Below are 16,388 nucleotides of genomic sequence, written 5' to 3' on the forward strand. Positions count from 1 at the left end.
AAGCGTGGGTAGATACATAGACATAGAGAAGAAGTCTGGCGAGAAGTTTTCCGCGTACCTGGCCGAACCCGCACGCGGTTCCGCTCCCGGTTTGGTCCTGTTGCAGGAGATCTTCGGGGTCAACGACTACATGCGGGATATGGCCGATCGGTACGCCGAGGAAGGTTACGTCGTCCTCGTTCCGGATCTGTTCTGGCGCTCCGAACACGGGGTCGAACTCGGCTACGACGAAACGGGATTCACCCGCGGCCTGCAGTTGCGCGATGAACTCGACCTCGATTCCGCCATCGAGGACATCGGCGACACGGTTGAGAGACTGCGCGGGCTGGACAACCACGCCGGGGGCGTCGGTGCGATCGGATACTGCCTCGGCGGGCTACTCGCCTACCTCGCCGCGCTGCGTCTGCCCATCCAGTGTGCGGTCAGCTATTACGGTGTCGGTGTGCATGAGCACCTCGAACAGGCCGGCGAGCTGTCGATTCCGATGGTGTTCCACCTGGCCGAGCTTGACCACTGGTGCCCGGCGCCCGCCCGTCGAACCATTCGCGCAGCGTTCGCCGGCAACGACAAGGTGCGTATCTACGACTACCCAGGGGTCGACCACGCTTTCGGAACCCACGGTCGCGACACCTACGAACCCCTCAGTGCCGGTATGGCGTATTCGCGCACGCTGGAGGTGATCCGGCAGACGATCGGCCCACGGTACGACCTGTCAGCGCTGTGGGACGGTCACATCTACTACGAATTCGAGGCACGTGACGTTCCCTCGACGATGGCGACGATGGTCGACGAGCCGTACGTCAACCACATACCCACGATGACCGGAGGCGTAGGCCAACAAGACCTTTCCCGCTTCTACGCACATCACTTCGTGCACAGCAATCCCGCGGACACCAGGTCCATTCCGATCTCCCGGACGATCGGCGCCGACCGCATCGTCGAGGAGGAACTGTTCTGCTTCACACACGATCGCGAGATCGACTGGATGCTACCGGGAATCGCGCCGACGGGCCGTTACGTCGAGGTGCCGCTGGTCGCGGTCGTGACATTCCGTGGTGACAAGCTCTACAACGAGCACATCTACTGGGACCAAGCCAGCGTGCTTGTGCAGATCGGGTTGCTCGACCCTGCCGACCTACCAGTCGCAGGTATCGAAACAGCGAGGAAGCTGCTCGACAAAACTCAGCCGTCGAACGAGTTGATGGTCAACTGGGCCACCAGCGAAGGCAAGCCGATCCGATGAGCACGGCTGACGAAACCCGACCGGACCGCTGGCGTTCAACGCTTGGTCATTTCGGCATCACCGTCCCGGATCTCGAGGCCTGGGTCGCCTTCTTCACAGAGCTGTTCCAGGCCCGGGAGCTGTATCGGTTGAGTCCGTTCGACGCAGCCCAACTGCCCGCTGCCGCGGACCGCTTCGGCTGCACGTCTACACACGTGCCTGGGCCGGGCGCGGTGTTGAAACTGGTGATGCTGCAAATGCCGGGCGGACGATTGTTCGAGCTGTTCCAATACGACAACCCCGCCGACAGCCAACGCGTTCCGCCACACAACAGCGATGTGGGCGGCCACACCCTGGCATCTGAGGTCAACATCAGTTCGGCCGCGCAGCCGAGGCGGGACTTGGGGCGGGAGGTCATGCAGGCGCCGATCACGATATCCGAGGGCCGGACCGCTGGGACTCGAGTGCAGTATTTCGCCCTCCCTTGGAAAGGGCAGCTCGAGCTCGTCGAATACGAACCGACCCCGCCATGGAAGGAGCAATGGGTCGTTCCCGGATAGTTTGCGGAGCTATGAGCGCTTGCCGTGGATCACGGCAAGCGCGTGCTTGTTAGCGAGCGGATTGAGCAGGCCGTTCAATTCGTCGAACAGCGCGCCGGCGGTCTCTCCGAACCACGCGGGCGGCAACAGCGACAAGGGGATCCCAGGATCCCGGTACGGCAGCCGCCGCCACTCGGTGAGCATGGGTACGTAGGTCTGGAAGCCTTCCGACGCGGTCATCTCCTCGGCTGTCGCCCGGTACAGGACCGGGCGATAAGTCTGCAGGAAATCCGCATATTGCGCGGTGAGTTCGTCCAGGTCCCACCAGCTTCGGATCTTCGTACGCAGATCACCGAACGCGAAATGACCGCCGGTGAACATGTCGACGTAGGTGGACAGTCCGCGGCGGTCCAGCGTCCGGCGTGTGTGTTCCGCCAAGGTCCCCGGCGCGATCCAGACTCCCGGCGCGGCGGTGCCGAAGCCCAGGCGGGTCAGGATCGAACGCAGTGCGTGGCGCTTGTCGCGCTCGGATTCGGGGACGGAGAAGACGACGACGACCCAGCCGTCGTCCTCGGTAGCTCGGGTGTGGTGGTAGATACGAACATCGCCTTCGGCCAGAACCTCCAGTGTCGGGCCCGACAACGAGTACCCGGCCACCCCGGCATGACGCTCGCTATTGAGCACGCCGCGGCGTTTCAACCGGGATATCGAGGATCGCACCGCCTGCCCATCGGCACCGAGATCCGCCATCAGCGCGACTACCGAGGCGACCGACAGCCAGTTGCCTTCGGCGCGGGCGCAGAGCCCGAAAATGGTGATGATCAGTTGGGCAAGGCGAGTGTCCCGACTGCCGCTCGACCCTCGGGATGATTCCAGCTCCGCCGTCATGATTGCAGAATATGTCACATACGTGCCGCCCGATGAAAACGCGGCATGCCCCAACGAGTCCGGTTCGCCGATAGATCGAGCAGATGCTCTCGCTATTGACATTTTTTTACGGCCGTGAAGAATAGGACATATGGAGACTGTCGCCTTGGAAACATCCGCGATCTTCACCGACGCCGTCACCCTGAGTCCGGTGGAGCCGCTGCACTTCGACCTCGCGTTCACCGCGACGACCCAGCGCTGTCCGTGGCCCAAGGCCTACGGCGGGGATCTGGTTGCCCAAGCCGCAGCCGCTGCGATGCGGTCGGTCACCGACGGCAAGTCGGTGCACTCGATGCACAGCTACTTTCTGCGACCTGCGGATATCGGCGCGGACGTGCGGTACGAGGTGGAGGTGTTGCGTGATGGCCGGGGTTACAGCACAAGACAGGTGCGCGGATACCAGAACGGCAAGCCGATCTACGTCTGCCTGGCCAACTTCGCCGCGGGCGAAACCAGCGGCACGCATCAGGCCGAATTTCCCGCCGGGCTACTCGATCCGGAGGACCTGCCCAGTTCCGCGGCCTATTTGGCCGACCGCGTCGGCGGCTCGATGACGCCGGAGTCGAAGGCTTATTGGTCGCACGGCCGTAGCTTCGATATGCGCCATGTCCCCGGTCCGGTATATCTCACCGTCGAGGGCGATCGGGTGCCGCATCAGGCGGTGTGGGTGAAGCCGTTCGACCCACTTCGACCTGTGGAAGGCCTGTCCGACCAACAGCGGGACCAGGCTGCGCTCGCATACGTGTGCGACTACACGATCCTCGAGTCGGTGCTGCGCGTGCTCGGTTTGCCCTGGGCAGACCCGAAGCTGGTCACCGCCAGCCTCGACCACGCGATGTGGTTTCACCGTCCAGGGCCGGTCGATGGCTGGCTGCTCTACGTCCAGGAGGCGGTCTCGGTCGAATCCGGTCGCGGTCTCGGATCGGGTCGATTCTTCACCCGCGACCACCGGCATCTGGCCACCGTAGTTCAAGAGGGCATGATCCGCCTGATGTCGTGAACGGGAGCAGCGTCCGACGGTCCATGTGTTCTCCCGGTCACCACCGTCACCGGTGCCGCCCGGGGCATCGGTGACGCCACCGGTGCACCGGCTGGCCACTGCGGGCCGGCGCCACGACTCCCCCGTCGGCTCTCGGCTCGGCACCCGAGACGAACGCGCCGCGGTGACGACGGCCGCAGCGGCCATTGCGGAAAACGACATCACCAGATCGGCGCCGATGAGGTAGCTTTCGATGTACTCAACAGTGTGCGCTCGCGGCGAAGGCGATGTGCAACTTCGGATCTGGCTCGGTGGCATGGTTCTCGACTTCCGCGCCTCACATGAAGCGGCAATTACCTTCTGCTCGGAATGGGAACAGAAGCGCCGGGAAGCGATTGAGTTGGTGATCAGTCCACTCTGCGACGTGGGCCGCCTACCTCCTTTGCCATGTGAGCAACTATTTCGCGATCCAGTGGCGGAAACGCCAAGAGGGGCCGCTGCAGGACCGCGTGACAGCGGTTAGGCAGGCTGTCGCGCTGCCGAGGTCATGATGGTGTCGAATTCGATCAGGGTCGATCGGCCGAGCCGTGCTTGTCGGCGCCGACGGGTGGTAGGTGCGTGCGATCCAGGTGACGATTGAGCGCGCACACGAATCCCTCTGAGCAAAATTGAGATCCGCGGTCGGTATGCAGAACGCCACCCGCCACATCACTGCGCCGGGTGGACGGCATTGTTCACCGCGCGGTCACCGCCAGTCGGGACTTTATCCGCGAATCGATGTAGTAGCCGATGATCCGGTTGGAGAAGATATCTTCAACTGCACACAAAAGACGGCTTTCCTTATAGGTGCGATGGTCGGTGATATCGCTGATCCACAAACGATTCGGTTCGTGAGCGGTGATATTTCGCTGTACCAGGTCATCGTGGACGGGTCGCCCGGGTTTGCCGTTCTTGCCGCGCCACGATTTGCCGAACGCGCTCCACCACCAATTGACCGAGCGATCCGCCAGGCGATGCGCTCGGCGTCCACAGCTCCCCGAAGACCACGTACATGCAAAGCCGCATTCCTCCACCATTGACGGTTTAGTGAGCTGTCATTCTGGCGGCGATGCAGGGGCAGCAGGCGAAGCCTGCGTTGACAGTGAGGAGATCCCGCCGAATGGCACTAAATACCGGAACGTTGATTTATCTGGTCGCTCGAGAAGGAAGGCAAGACGAGGTTTCCGCCATCTTGGGCGAAGCGCTCGCCGCCGTCGCCCGCGACCCGCAGACTGCCACCTGGTATGCGTACCGCATCACCAACACCGAGTTCGGCATCTTCGACACATCTTCGAACGGTCGCCACGCCGACGCGCATAGCGTGCTGCGGCGCCTATCCGACGAACTGCTGGCGCAGGAACCGACTGCGCAGTGATCCACGCCCCGATCGGACTGTTCCGCGAGACCCAGCGCCACTACATCACCCTGCGCGACCACGTATGGCGTTCCGGCATCCTCGGTTTCACCCCCGTGCTCGATGGCCAGCTCTCCGGGGACTGGATCGACTTCCGCACCGGACACAAGCGCGTCCATTTCACCTTGACCGACAGCGCGCGGATGTCCGCCGGCGACCGCGCCAGTATCCAGGCCGTCAGCGAAACCTATGGCGATCACAAGGTCATCGACGGCGACATTTTCGACACCATTACCGACGTCGCGCTGAATCTGTTCCTCACTGCCGTCGAACGAGGCGACACCGACTGTGCGCCGATCTGGAGAAGCTGGCTCAAACGTGAAGGCCGCGAAACCTACGCCTACCTGACCGCCGACGAACTCCTGACCGCGTTCGCGGTCTATTCCGCCGAGACCGACGCCGCCGCTCCGTCTGTCCTGATGCCCGTGCGACCGGAGGACATCTTCGTTCGAGACCGCCGTTACTACAACCGATTCCTGACCAAGAACCTGGCCAACCCCCTCAGCGACGCCAAACAAATGGTGTTGTTCCAGAACATCCCCGTCACCGACTCCGAGGCACTCCACGAGGCGCTCACCACGATCCGGCAGCACTGCTCCAAACCCAGTCTCGCCCGCGTCCACACCGCCATTCACACGAGAGGATGATGTCACCCATGCACCTGATCGAGGTCGAACGCAAACGCGAACTTCCCGACGCAAGCGCTCTTCGCCAGCGCCTTACCGAACTGGGCTACCGCGAGACCGGGCACCTGATCGAAGTAGACACCTACTACAACCGACCCGACGTCGACTACATGAAAACGGTTGAGTGCCTTCGCATCCGGCATCGAGAAGGCTTCGCGGAAATGACCTACAAGCCGCCATCTGATGCCGCGACCCACAGCGACGCCGATGTGATCGCCAAACGCGAAACCAACGTTACACTCAGCGGCCCCGGCCAAGCGGCAGCCGCCAGCGAACTCCTCACCGCAATCGGCATGATCGAACTCGCCCGCGTCGAAAAGACCCGCACGACATACCAACACCCCGAACACGACCACACAATCGTCAGCATCGACGCCGTCACACACGCCGGAACCTTCGTCGAAACAGAAGTCACCGCCACCGACACCGACGCCGCAACCAGACACCTCGAACAAGTCGAAACCCAACTCGCCATAGCCGACCACCCCATCGTCAACCTGCCCTATCGCGATCTGGTCATGGCCGCCGCCGACTGATCGCAACCGTCCCCGGCGCGGGCACGCCAATCCCCTCGAGCCCTGGACTGGGTTATGCGAATGCCCTCCATATTGCGACAGTCCTTGCCGAGTTGAGACCGCACGGGAGGCTGACCCGACTCTGCTGCTGATCGAAGAACCGAAAGCACATCTGCATCCGCGGTTCCCGTCGCGCAAACTTTGTGATCCGCCGGTCGGCCGCCGCGAGTTGTTTTGCGCTGCAACATGAATGGATAGGCCCCGTGATTGTCGTTGTCTGAAGCCCTCTGCGCGGCCTACGCCTCGATGGCGAGCCGTTGCCGTGAAGGTTTCGCGTGCGCGTGGAAACCGGAAGCGTTTGGCCGCCCGGGGCGAGGGTAGGCCGGGCCTATGGCAGGGGAACAGTCGTCAATACTGCTGATCGCCGATCCCGGAGCGCCGGCGGCGATCGCCGAGCATCTGTCCGACTCGCTCTCGAATGAGCGGACCGACGGGGCCGCACCCGGCCCTCGGGATGTGTCGGTGCGTTGTCATGCCTACCCGATCGATGAGCACACCGAGTTCTCGGAGGTCGTCGACGCCATCGACCCGGGTGGCCAGACCGAGGACGTCGTCATCTACCTCACCGATCTGCCCCGGCGGCAGGGTACGACGCCGGTATTGGCCGACATCAGTGTGCCGGACCGGTTCGCAGTGATCTCAATCCCCGGTCTGGGTGGTGCGTTCATTCAGCGCCGGGTGCGGGACTTGGCGCGAGCCGTCGTGGCCGAGATGACGAGCCGGTCGAGGCACCAGCAAGCTCCGGTCGAGCGGTTGAATCGGGTGCAGGACGGCGATGTCGTCCACTATCTCGCCCCGTCGGTCCTGTCCCGCCTGCGGCTGCTCGCGGGCATGGTCTACGCCAATCGACCATGGCGATTGGTGACCGGCATGTCGAAGGTGATGATGGCGGCCTTCGCCACCGGGGCTGTCAGCCTCGCCTATGGGACGATGTGGCGCCTGTCGGCCACGATGGGCCCATGGCGATTGAGCGCGGCAACGGCCCTGGCGAGCGCGGCGCTGATCGCCTGGCTCATCATCGAACACAATCTCTGGGAACGCCCGCACTCGAGGAGCGAACGAGAGCGCGCGGCGCTGTACAACGCATCGACCGTCATCACCCTCACGATCGGCGTCGTCGTCTTCCACGCCGCGCTGTTCATCCTGCTGATGCTGACCGCCTGGTGGACGATCCCGCCACAGATGGTCCGCGAAAACACCGGCCACCCCGCGGGATTGGCGACGCTGCTGCTGATGGCCTGGCTGGTCGCCGCCGTGGCCACCCTGGGCGGTGCGCTGGGTTCGGGTATGGAGGACGACAAGGCCGTGAAGGCGGCGGCCTACGGGGTTCGCCAACGCCGGCGATTCGACCACACGGACTGACAACGGGTGGTGTGGTCAGAGCAGGAGATGGAAGATGTCGAAGGCGACGTTCCATTCGGCGGTACCGGGGTTCTTACGGTCCGGCTCGATCGTGACGAATGTCTGCGCCAGCGCCACGCTCAACCCTCCGGCGATCAGCGGCAGTCGCTGCTCGGTCGCCTCGGAGAGGGCCATGTCCAACGGCGGCCGGGCCGTCAGTTGATCGAGCAGAGCCTGTAATTCGATTTCCTGATCGAGTTTTTCGAACCGGTGGATGCTCTCCTGCAGCCCCTTGGTGATCGGCAAGTCCCACGGTTCGATCACGTCCCTCAGGTTCGCCTTGGCCGAGGCCTTGCCGATGAGGATCAGATCGTAGATCTTGTCGTCGATGAAATCCGTATAGCGTTTGAGGTCGTTCCGGTCGACTTGCAGGCCGGCCGCTGCTCGGAAGAGTTGCTGGAATTTCACGGTACCCATCACTGGCATGTCGTCAGCTCCTGTCGAAGTATTCATGGATTTGGCGAACCGCCATCGCTCCCTCACCGACGGCGGAGGCGACCCGTTTCACGGAGTCGCTGCGGACGTCGCCGGCAGCGAAAAGGCCGGGCAGGCTCGTTTCGAGCGTTCTCGACGGCCGGTCGCCGATCCACTGGTTGCCGTCCGCACGGGCGCGGACCGCGTCCATGCCCGTAAGGACGAAGCCGTGGTCGTCGAGTGCGACCGTGTCGGCCAGCCACCCGGTGTGCGGCACCGCCCCGATGAAGACGAATAGGGCGCGCACCCGAAGGGTGTCGTGTGCGCCGGTGTGATTGTTCTCGACCACGATCTCGTCGAGGTACTTCTCACCGTGGACCTCGCGAATCTCGGTATTGCGGTGAACGGTCACGCGCGGATGGCGCTCGATCTGGTCGACGAGGTAGCGGGACATACTCTTTCCGAGGTCACCGCCGCGGATGAGCAGGTCCACGTGGGAAACACGGTCCGCGAGAAAGACGGTGGCCTGCCCGGCGGAGTTTCCGCCGCCGACGATGGCCACCGGGTCGGTGCCGCACATCCGCGCTTCCTGATGGGTTGCGGCGTAGTACACGCTGGTCCCCTCCAGGACCTCGATTCCCGGAACCGACAACTTGCGATATCGCGCCCCGGTGGCGAGCACGACGGCCCGGCCGCGAACCGTGCCGCCGTCCGCCAGCCGGAGCACGTTGAGCCCGTCCTCGGACCCCAAACCGGCGACCTCCGCCGACACCAGGATGCGGGCGCCGAACTTGCCGGCCTGGATCACGGCCCGCTCCGCCAATTCGGCCCCGGAGATCCCCGCCGGGAAGCCCAGGTAGTTCTCGATCCGGGAGGAGGTGCTCGCCTGGCCACCTGCGGCGAACGACTCAAGTGTCACCGTGTTCAACCCGTCCGAAGCGCCGTACACGGACGCGGCCAGACCGGCCGGTCCCGCACCCACCACGACGAGGTCGCACACGTGCTGGGCGGCATCCCGGGCCGCATCCGGGACCGGAAGCCCGACGATGCGGGCGAGTTCCGCATTCGTCGGATTACGCAGCACCTTCTCGCCGTGCCAGATCACCACGGGAGTGTCCTCGGGGGAGACATCCAGGCTGCGCAGCAGCTGCTCCGCCCGATCGTCGCGCTCCAGATCGATCCACCTGTGGGGCAATCGGTTTCGCATGGCGAACTCCCGAAGCCGCAACGTGTCCGGTGAATAACAGGAGCCGATGATCCGGAAGCCCGAACCGAGCCCGATCAGCAGATGCCGCCGCACCAGATAGGCGCGCAGGATCAGATCGCTGAGCACGGGATCGTGGGAAACCAGCTCGCGCACCCGCTCCGCCGGGACGACGAGTATCTCGCCGTCCTCGATCGTCTCGGCGGTGAAGAACGCCACCTGGCCTTCCAGCAACCCGAGCTCGCCCAGAAATCGGCCGGGACCGTGCACGCGCAGTATCCGGCGTTCGCCGTCTCCGTCGCCCTCGTCGATGATCGCCACCTTGCCCGAGAGGATGACGAAGAAGTCGTTGCTGGGCTCGCCCTCTCGGACCAGCACCTGACCGGCGTCAACCGATCGGCGCGTGCCACCGACCTCGAGCGTCGCGACCTGGTCGTCGGTCAGGCGCGGGTAGGCTCCCAGCTCGTCCGGTGTCTCGGCGTCGACAGGCGGAATGTCGCGCACGGGAGCGGGGTCCTCAGACGAAGTTCTGGTCGACATAACACCAGCGCCAATCTTCACCCGGCTCCATCGACTGGACGATCGGATGGCCGACAGTGTGAGCGTGCGCGCTCGCATGCTTGCCCGGCGACGAATCGCAGCAACCGACATGTCCGCACGTCAGACACAGCCTCAGATGTACCCAGGGGGTGCCGAGGCGAAGACATTCCTCGCAGCCCTGCGGAGTCCGGGGTGCGACGGGCCGGATCGCGGTCACGTGTGGGTCGACAGGGACAGAAGTCATGGCGTCGCCTCCTTGCTCGCATGTGCCGAGAGCGCTTGATCGAGCCATGTGCGCAGTTGTGGTACCGGCGCGGCGCCCGCCTGACGAGCCAGCACCTCGCCCCGGTCCATCACCAGCAGAGTCGGCACCGCGCGGACGGTGAAGCGTTCGGCCGTCCTGGGCGCAGCATCCACGTCGACCTTCACCAGCTTCATTCGACCCGCGCGTTCCCTGGCGAGCTGCTCGAGCGCCGGACTGACCATGCGGCACGGGCCACACCACGTCGCCCAGAGGTCGACGAGCACAGGGACCGAGGATCTCTCGGCGACCTCCGCGAAGTCGTCGTCTCCTGCCGAGGCGATCCAGGGCAGCGGCTCATGGCAGTTGCCGCAGCGCGGTTTTCCTTGCCCTGCCGCCGCTACCTTGTTGACCTTGCCGCAGTTCGGGCACTTCACCTTCTCGGTTCTCATGACGACACCTCTTCTCAGGCCGCCGCGACGGCAGGTTCGGCATACGCGACGGCGAGCTCGCCGCCGGCCACCGTGACACGGATGGTGCCCCCCGGTTCGATCTCGCCGCGCAACAGCGCACGGCCGATCCTGGTTTCGACTTCGTGGGCGATGTACCGCCGCAGCGGCCGCGCACCGTAGACCGGGTCGAAACCGTGTTCGGCGATGAGCCGGCGCGCTTCCGGCGTGATATCCAGGTGTATCTGCCGCTCCGACAACCTGTTTCGAAGATCGGTGAGTTGTAGCTCCACGATGTGCTCGATCTGGGGCAGCGTGAGCGGGGTGAACAAAACGATGTCGTCGACACGGTTGAGGAACTCGGGGCGGAAGTGGCCGCGCAGCTCCGCCAGCACCCGCTCCCGGGCATCCGGTGTGATCTCGCCGTCGGCTGTGACTCCCCCGAGGAGATACTGGGATCCGATGTTGGAGGTCATGATGATCACCGTGTTCCGGAAATCGACCTGCCGCCCTTGAGAATCGGTGATCCGGCCGTCATCGAGCACCTGCAGCAGGGTATTGAAGACGTCGGCGTGGGCCTTCTCGATCTCGTCGAAGAGCACGACGGAGTACGGCTTGCGGCGCACCGCCTCGGTGAGCTGGCCGCCCTCGTCGTACCCGACATATCCAGGGGGTGCACCGATGAGCCTGCTCACCGTGTGCCGCTCCTGATACTCGCTCATGTCCAGGCGCACCATGTTGTCTTCGCTGTCGAAGAGGGCACTGGCCAGTGTCTTCGCGAGCTCGGTCTTGCCCACGCCGGTCGGGCCCAGGAAGATGAACGAACCGATCGGCCGGCGCGGATCACGGATACCGGACCTCGCCCGGATCACCGCGTCTGCGACCAGTTGCACCGCCTCCTCCTGACCGACGACCCTCTCGTGCAGAATCTCGTCGAGCTTCAACAGCTTCTCGCGCTCGCCTTCCTGCAGCCGGGCAACCGGGATACCCGTCCACGCGGCCACGATCTCCGCGATCTCGTCTTCGGTGACCACCTCCCGGAGCAACGGATTGCGGCCCTGCCGGGCGGTCAGTTGCTCCTCCGCCGCCGTGAGCCTGCGTTCCAGCTCGGTGATCTCGCCGTATCGCAACTCGGCAGCACGATTGAGGTCGTAGTTGCGCTCCGCCTCTTCGGCCTCATGGCGCAACCGTTCCAGCTCTCCCCGCAGCTCCTGCACCCGCCGGATCGCCTGCCGCTCCGCCTCCCATTGAGCGTGCCGGGCGTCGGCCTCGGCCCGCAGGTCGGCCAGCTCCTTACGGAGCTCGTCGAGGCGCGCCTTGCTGGCCGCGTCCGTTTCCTTGGACAGCGCGGCCTCTTCGATCTCCAGCCGGGTGACTTTCCGGGTGAGCTCGTCGAGTTCGGCGGGCATCGAGTCGATTTCGGTGCGTAGCCGAGCGCATGCCTCATCGACCAGATCGATCGCCTTGTCCGGAAGGAAGCGGTCGGTGATGTACCGGTGCGAGAGGGTTACGGCGGCAACCAGGGCGCCGTCCTGAATCTTCACGCCGTGAAACACTTCGAGGCGTTCCCGAAGTCCGCGCAGAATCGAGATCGCGTCCTCGATGCTGGGCTCGTCGACGAGAACGGTCTGGAATCGACGTTCCAGTGCCGCATCGGATTCGATGTGTTTGCGATATTCCTCGAGAGTGGTGGCGCCGATCATGTGCAGCTCGCCGCGGGCGAGCATCGGCTTGAGCATGTTGCCGGCGTCGAGAGATCCTTCGCCGCCCGATCCGGCCCCCACCACGGTATGTAACTCGTCGACGAACAACAGGATGCGCCCCTCGGCGGCTTTCACCTCCGACAGCACCGCCTGCAGTCGCTCCTCGAACTCGCCGCGGTATTTCGCGCCGGCCACCAGGGAACCCATGTCGAGCGAGAAGATCGTCTTGTCGCGCAGGCCCTCGGGCACGTCGCCGCGGACGATCCGCTGGGCGAGGCCCTCCACGATCGCGGTCTTACCGACGCCGGGGTCGCCGATCAGCACCGGATTGTTCTTCGTCTTCCGGCTCAAAATCTGGGTCACCCTGCGGATTTCGGCATCTCGTCCGATGACCGGATCGAGTTTTCCTGCCCGGCCCTCGGAGACGAGATCGCGTCCGTACTTCTCCAGAGCCTCATACGCCCCCTCCGGGGTGGCCGAGGTGACGCGCTGATTCCCGCGCACTGTGGTCAAGGCGGTGAGGAAGGCCTCCCGTGTGACCCCATGACGCGCGAGGACCCGTCCCGCCGCACTGGCCGACCCCTCCTCGGAGAGGGCCATCACGAGATGCTCCACCGACACATAGGAATCCTTGAGGCGCTTCGCCTCCCGTTCCGCGGCGTCGAGCAGCTTGGCCAAGCGCTGGGTGATCATCACCTGACCGGGCGTCGCGCCGGGGCCGCTGACCTTCGGCCTACGCGACAGTTCACCTTGCAGATCGGATCGCAGGGTATCGACGTCCGCACCGGTCTGCTCGAGCAGTCGGGGTACCAGCCCTTCCGGCTGATCGACCAACGCGAGCAGCAGGTGCTCTCCGTCGACCTCGGTGTGCCCCATTCTGGTCGCGATGTTCTGGGCTTCCTGCAGGGCTTCTCGTGACCTTTCAGTCAGGCTGCCGGTGTCCATGGGGTGTCCTCCTTGCGCGGGAAGCTGCTTCGAGTTTCTCGATTCGATCCAGCAGATCGAGCACAAGCCCGATCGCCGAGTAGTTCAGGCCCAGGCCGGTCCGCAGCCGTTGGATGCGGGCCGCGGTGGCCACTTCGGATGGTTCGAACGACATCTCGCCGGCGGCGTCGCGGTGGGCATCGAGCAGGCCGAGAGCCACCAGCCTTCGTGCCAGATCCGGGTGCAGCCCGGTACGTTCGGCGAAGGCTTCCGGCGACAATCCGGGACGGCAAACCAATACGTACCGGGTGACCGGGGTCGGTGTGCTCATGTCTTTTTCCTCGGATCGAAGTTCGATTCGGCGGCCAGCTGTTCGAACAGTTCGCGTTCGCGCGCTGTCGGTTTCGACGGCACCATCACCTTGATTTCGGCGTAGAGATTGCCCTTGGCGCCACGCGGATTGGGCATTCCTTCTCCGCGCAGGCGCAACTTCCGGCCCGTCGAGGAGCCCGGTGCCACTTTGACCTTCGCCTCGCCGCCCGGGGTGGGAACGACAACGGTCGACCCGAGCACTGCCTCCCATGGCGATACGGGCAGGTCGACGTAGATGTCGCGGCCCTGTACCCGGAATCGGGGATGCGGTTTGATCCGCACCACGAGGTACAGATCCCCGGGCGGTGCGTCACCGTTGCTCCGGCCGCCTTGCCCGGCCAGCCGGATTCTCTGGCCGTCCAGGACACCGGCGGGGATGTCGACGTCGTACTGCCGTCCGTCCAATCTGAGACTGCGTTTGCCGCCCCGATACGCCTCTTCCAGGGTCAGTTCCAGTTCCGCTTCCTGATCGGCGCCGGGAATCGGTCCGTACCCGCCGGCGCCGCCGAACATCTGACCGAAGAGGTCCTCGAAACCGACGGCGCCCTCGCCGCCGAAACCCTGACCGAAGCGCACCCTTCTGCCTGTGCCGCCGTACCCGCCGGCGCTCGCCCGGACCCGTTCGTCGTAATCCTCGGGGACACGCCGGAAGTCGTCACCGAATCGGTCGTAGCGTTTCCGGGTGTCCGGATCGGACAACACCGAATAGGCCTCGTTGGCCTCCTTGAACTTGTCCTCCGCGGTGGGGTCCTTGTTCACGTCGGGGTGATACTTGCGCGCCAGCTTGCGGTAGGCCTGCTGGATTTCGTCGGTGCCGGCACCCCGCGGGACACCGAGCACTTCGTAGTAGTCACGCGCCATCGCTGCTCACCCCTCGGGCCGGCTGACAACCACGGAGGCGGGACGCAACTGCCGGCCGTCCTCCCCATAGCCGGGGCGCACGACCTCGATCACGGTCCCGGAGGGAAGGTCGGGTTGGGCCACCACGCTGACCACTTCGTGGAGCTCCGGGGAGAACGGCACACCGACCTCATCGTGGCGCTCGAAGCCGAACTGCGCCAGCACTTGTACCGCCTGGTCCCGGATCGCCTTCACGCCCTCGACGACGGCCTGGGGATCGCTGCCCGCATGGGCCAGCGCGAGCTCCAAATTGTCCAGCACCGGGAGCCACGCGGCGGAAACCCTCGCCACCTCCGCGGCCCGTGCACGCTCCAGATCCTTGGCAAACCGCTTGCGCAGGTTGTCCAGATCCGCCAAGGCCCTGCGCCAGCGGTCCTCGAGTTGAGCCAGCTCGGCTCCCGTGTCGGTGCGGTCAGGAGCCGTCTCGGCCCGATCCTCGTCGGTGGCCGACTCGGTCGCCGACTCATTCGTCGAATGATCTGCAGACCTTTCCATCGTGTGCCTCAGCTTCGATCGAATTCGGCGTCGATCACGTCGTCGTCATCCGACGACGACGCACCTCCGCCGCCTGCCTGCTGTCCGTCGCCGCCGCCGGTCTGAGCCGACGCGAGCCCGTAGAGCAGCTGCTGCAGCTCCGAGGTGAGTGGCTCCACCTCCGCGGGGGAAGCATTGTCTTGCACGGCTTTCCGGGCGTCGGCGATCAGCATCTCGGCACGCGCCTTCTCGTGCGGAGGGGCACTGTCGCCGAGTTCGGCCAGTCGCCGTTCCACTTGATAGGCAACCGAATCGAGCGCGTTGCGAGCATCGACCGCCTTGCGCAGCGCCTCGTCCTCGGCCCGGTTGCGTTCGGCCTCCGCGAGCATCCGCTCGACCTCACTCTGGTCCAGGTTGCCCTGCTCGCTGATCGTGATGCCCTGCTCCTTACCGGTGTCCTTGTCGCGAGCGGTGACGTTGAGGATGCCGTTGGCGTCGATGTCGAACGTGACTTCGACCTGGGCCTCGCCACGAGGCGCGGGGCGGATGTCTTCCAGCCGGAACCGACCGAGCACCCGGTTGTCGGCCGCCCGTTCGCGTTCGCCCTGCAGAACCACGACATCCACTGCCGACTGATTGTCTTCCGCGGTGGCGAACACTTCACTGCGCCGGACCGGGATCGTCGTGTTGCGCTCGATGATCTTGGTCATCACCCCGCCCTGGGTCTCGACACCGAGGGACAGCGGGGTGACATCGAGCAACAGCACATCGGAGACCTCGCCCTTGAGCACGCCCGCCTGGACCGCGGCGCCGAGCGCCACGACCTCGTCCGGGTTGACGCTCATGTTGGGGTCCTTGCCGCCGGTGAGCCGGCGAACCAGCGCCTGTACCGCCGGAATACGTGTCGACCCGCCGACCAGAATTACCTCGTCGATGTCGTTGGCGGTGACCTTGGCGTCACTCATCGCCTGCTTCACCGGGCCGAGGCAGCGCTCCACCAGATCCGCGGTCAGATCCTCGAACTTCGATCGCATGACTGTGGTGGTGAGATGCTTGGGACCGTTCGCGTCAGCGGTGACGAAGGGCAGGTTGACCTGAGCCTGTGTCACCGAGGACAACTCGACCTTGGCCTTTTCCGCCGCCTCGAAGAGGCGCTGTAACGCCTGCGGATCCTTGCGCAGATCGATGTTCTCCGCCCGTTGGAATTCATCGGCGAGATAGTCCACCAGACGTCGGTCGAAGTCGTCGCCACCGAGATGGGAGTCGCCCGCCGTCGCACGAACCTCGACCACCCCGTCGCCGACGTCGAGCAGGCTCACATCGAAAGTGCCGCCGCCGAGGTCGAAGACCAATACGGTCTCGTGGGTCTGCTTGTCCATGCCGTA

General features: G+C 64.8%; 17 protein-coding genes and 1 pseudogene. 7 read left to right on the forward strand and 11 right to left on the reverse strand.

The annotated features are described in order from the left end of the window. Positions 1 to 4: 4 nt before the first annotated feature. Together NN2_RS29875 and NN2_RS29880 are read left to right on the forward strand one after the other, a co-directional pair. A complete protein-coding gene (locus NN2_RS29875) occupies positions 5 to 1,243 on the forward strand; it encodes a dienelactone hydrolase family protein (RefSeq protein ID WP_063017937.1) in 1,239 nt (412 codons plus the stop codon). Further along, complete coding sequence (locus NN2_RS29880; RefSeq protein ID WP_063017939.1) at positions 1,240 to 1,782, forward strand: VOC family protein; 543 nt, start codon at positions 1,240 to 1,242, stop codon at positions 1,780 to 1,782. Before NN2_RS29875 ends, NN2_RS29880 begins: the two co-directional genes overlap by 4 nt. 9 nt (positions 1,783 to 1,791) lie before the next feature. On the opposite strand, the gene NN2_RS29885 is transcribed toward NN2_RS29880, so the two are convergent. Continuing rightward, the gene (locus tag NN2_RS29885; protein ID WP_245658910.1) at positions 1,792 to 2,817 is read right to left on the reverse strand and encodes a PaaX family transcriptional regulator; all 1,026 of its coding nucleotides are present in this window, start codon (positions 2,815 to 2,817) and stop codon (positions 1,792 to 1,794) included. On the opposite strand from NN2_RS29885, the gene NN2_RS29890 reads away from it, so the two are divergent. Beyond that, the gene (locus tag NN2_RS29890) at positions 2,780 to 3,688 is read left to right on the forward strand and encodes an acyl-CoA thioesterase (RefSeq protein ID WP_063017943.1); all 909 of its coding nucleotides are present in this window, start codon (positions 2,780 to 2,782) and stop codon (positions 3,686 to 3,688) included. The genes NN2_RS29885 and NN2_RS29890 overlap by 38 nt on opposite strands. 713 nt (positions 3,689 to 4,401) lie before the next feature. Here the strand turns inward: NN2_RS29890 and NN2_RS29895 are convergent. Further along, positions 4,402 to 4,743 (reverse strand): hypothetical protein, encoded by a 342-nt coding sequence (locus NN2_RS29895; RefSeq protein WP_063017945.1) that lies wholly within the window; start codon positions 4,741 to 4,743, stop codon positions 4,402 to 4,404. An 83-nt stretch (positions 4,744 to 4,826) separates the two neighbouring features. Here NN2_RS29895 and NN2_RS29900 point away from each other — a divergent pair, with 83 nt between their 5' ends. The 4 genes from NN2_RS29900 (at position 4,827) to NN2_RS29915 (ending at position 7,743) form a co-directional block, all read left to right on the forward strand. Then, a complete protein-coding gene (locus NN2_RS29900; RefSeq protein ID WP_156511511.1) occupies positions 4,827 to 5,081 on the forward strand; it encodes a hypothetical protein in 255 nt (84 codons plus the stop codon). Further along, a complete protein-coding gene (locus tag NN2_RS29905) occupies positions 5,078 to 5,767 on the forward strand; it encodes a hypothetical protein (RefSeq protein WP_063017949.1) in 690 nt (229 codons plus the stop codon). Before NN2_RS29900 ends, NN2_RS29905 begins: the two co-directional genes overlap by 4 nt. Before the next feature lie 8 nt (positions 5,768 to 5,775). Beyond that, positions 5,776 to 6,342: a class IV adenylate cyclase gene (gene cyaB, locus NN2_RS29910; RefSeq protein ID WP_104406901.1), complete on the forward strand. Its 567-nt coding sequence runs from the start codon at positions 5,776 to 5,778 to the stop codon at positions 6,340 to 6,342. Between the two features lie 369 nt (positions 6,343 to 6,711). Further along, on the forward strand, positions 6,712 to 7,743 hold the full coding sequence (locus NN2_RS29915; protein WP_063017953.1) for a hypothetical protein: 1,032 nt from the start codon (positions 6,712 to 6,714) through the stop codon (positions 7,741 to 7,743). Positions 7,744 to 7,758: 15 nt separating this feature from the next. Here NN2_RS29915 and NN2_RS29920 read toward each other — a convergent pair whose 3' ends face one another. From NN2_RS29920 to NN2_RS29955, 9 genes and pseudogenes are all read right to left on the reverse strand, one after another. Continuing rightward, positions 7,759 to 8,199 (reverse strand): DUF1931 family protein, encoded by a 441-nt coding sequence (locus NN2_RS29920; protein WP_174555033.1) that lies wholly within the window; start codon positions 8,197 to 8,199, stop codon positions 7,759 to 7,761. A 13-nt stretch (positions 8,200 to 8,212) separates the two neighbouring features. Then, positions 8,213 to 9,940, reverse strand: coding sequence for an FAD-dependent oxidoreductase (locus NN2_RS29925; RefSeq protein ID WP_063017957.1), 1,728 nt, complete (start codon positions 9,938 to 9,940; stop codon positions 8,213 to 8,215). Further along, complete coding sequence (locus tag NN2_RS36680) at positions 9,918 to 10,184, reverse strand: UBP-type zinc finger domain-containing protein (RefSeq protein ID WP_082857380.1); 267 nt, start codon at positions 10,182 to 10,184, stop codon at positions 9,918 to 9,920. Before NN2_RS36680 ends, NN2_RS29925 begins: the two co-directional genes overlap by 23 nt. Then, complete coding sequence (trxA, locus tag NN2_RS29930) at positions 10,181 to 10,633, reverse strand: thioredoxin (protein ID WP_063017959.1); 453 nt, start codon at positions 10,631 to 10,633, stop codon at positions 10,181 to 10,183. Before trxA ends, NN2_RS36680 begins: the two co-directional genes overlap by 4 nt. A 14-nt stretch (positions 10,634 to 10,647) precedes the next feature. Then, the gene (gene clpB, locus NN2_RS29935) at positions 10,648 to 13,278 is read right to left on the reverse strand and encodes an ATP-dependent chaperone ClpB (protein WP_063017961.1); all 2,631 of its coding nucleotides are present in this window, start codon (positions 13,276 to 13,278) and stop codon (positions 10,648 to 10,650) included. Further along, positions 13,260 to 13,588: pseudogene (locus tag NN2_RS29940) on the reverse strand (chaperone modulator CbpM). The gene clpB and the pseudogene NN2_RS29940 overlap by 19 nt, the downstream one beginning before the upstream one ends. Next, on the reverse strand, positions 13,585 to 14,490 hold the full coding sequence (locus NN2_RS29945; protein WP_063017965.1) for a DnaJ C-terminal domain-containing protein: 906 nt from the start codon (positions 14,488 to 14,490) through the stop codon (positions 13,585 to 13,587). The pseudogene NN2_RS29940 and the gene NN2_RS29945 overlap by 4 nt, the downstream one beginning before the upstream one ends. A 6-nt stretch (positions 14,491 to 14,496) precedes the next feature. Beyond that, complete coding sequence (locus NN2_RS29950; protein WP_063017968.1) at positions 14,497 to 15,024, reverse strand: nucleotide exchange factor GrpE; 528 nt, start codon at positions 15,022 to 15,024, stop codon at positions 14,497 to 14,499. Between the two features lie 8 nt (positions 15,025 to 15,032). Further along, on the reverse strand, positions 15,033 to 16,388 hold a 1,356-nt coding region (locus tag NN2_RS29955), incomplete at its 5' end, for an Hsp70 family protein (RefSeq protein ID WP_063017973.1).

Source organism: Nocardia nova NBRC 15556 (assembly GCF_001613005.1).
Lineage (GTDB): Bacteria > Actinomycetota > Actinomycetes > Mycobacteriales > Mycobacteriaceae > Nocardia > Nocardia nova.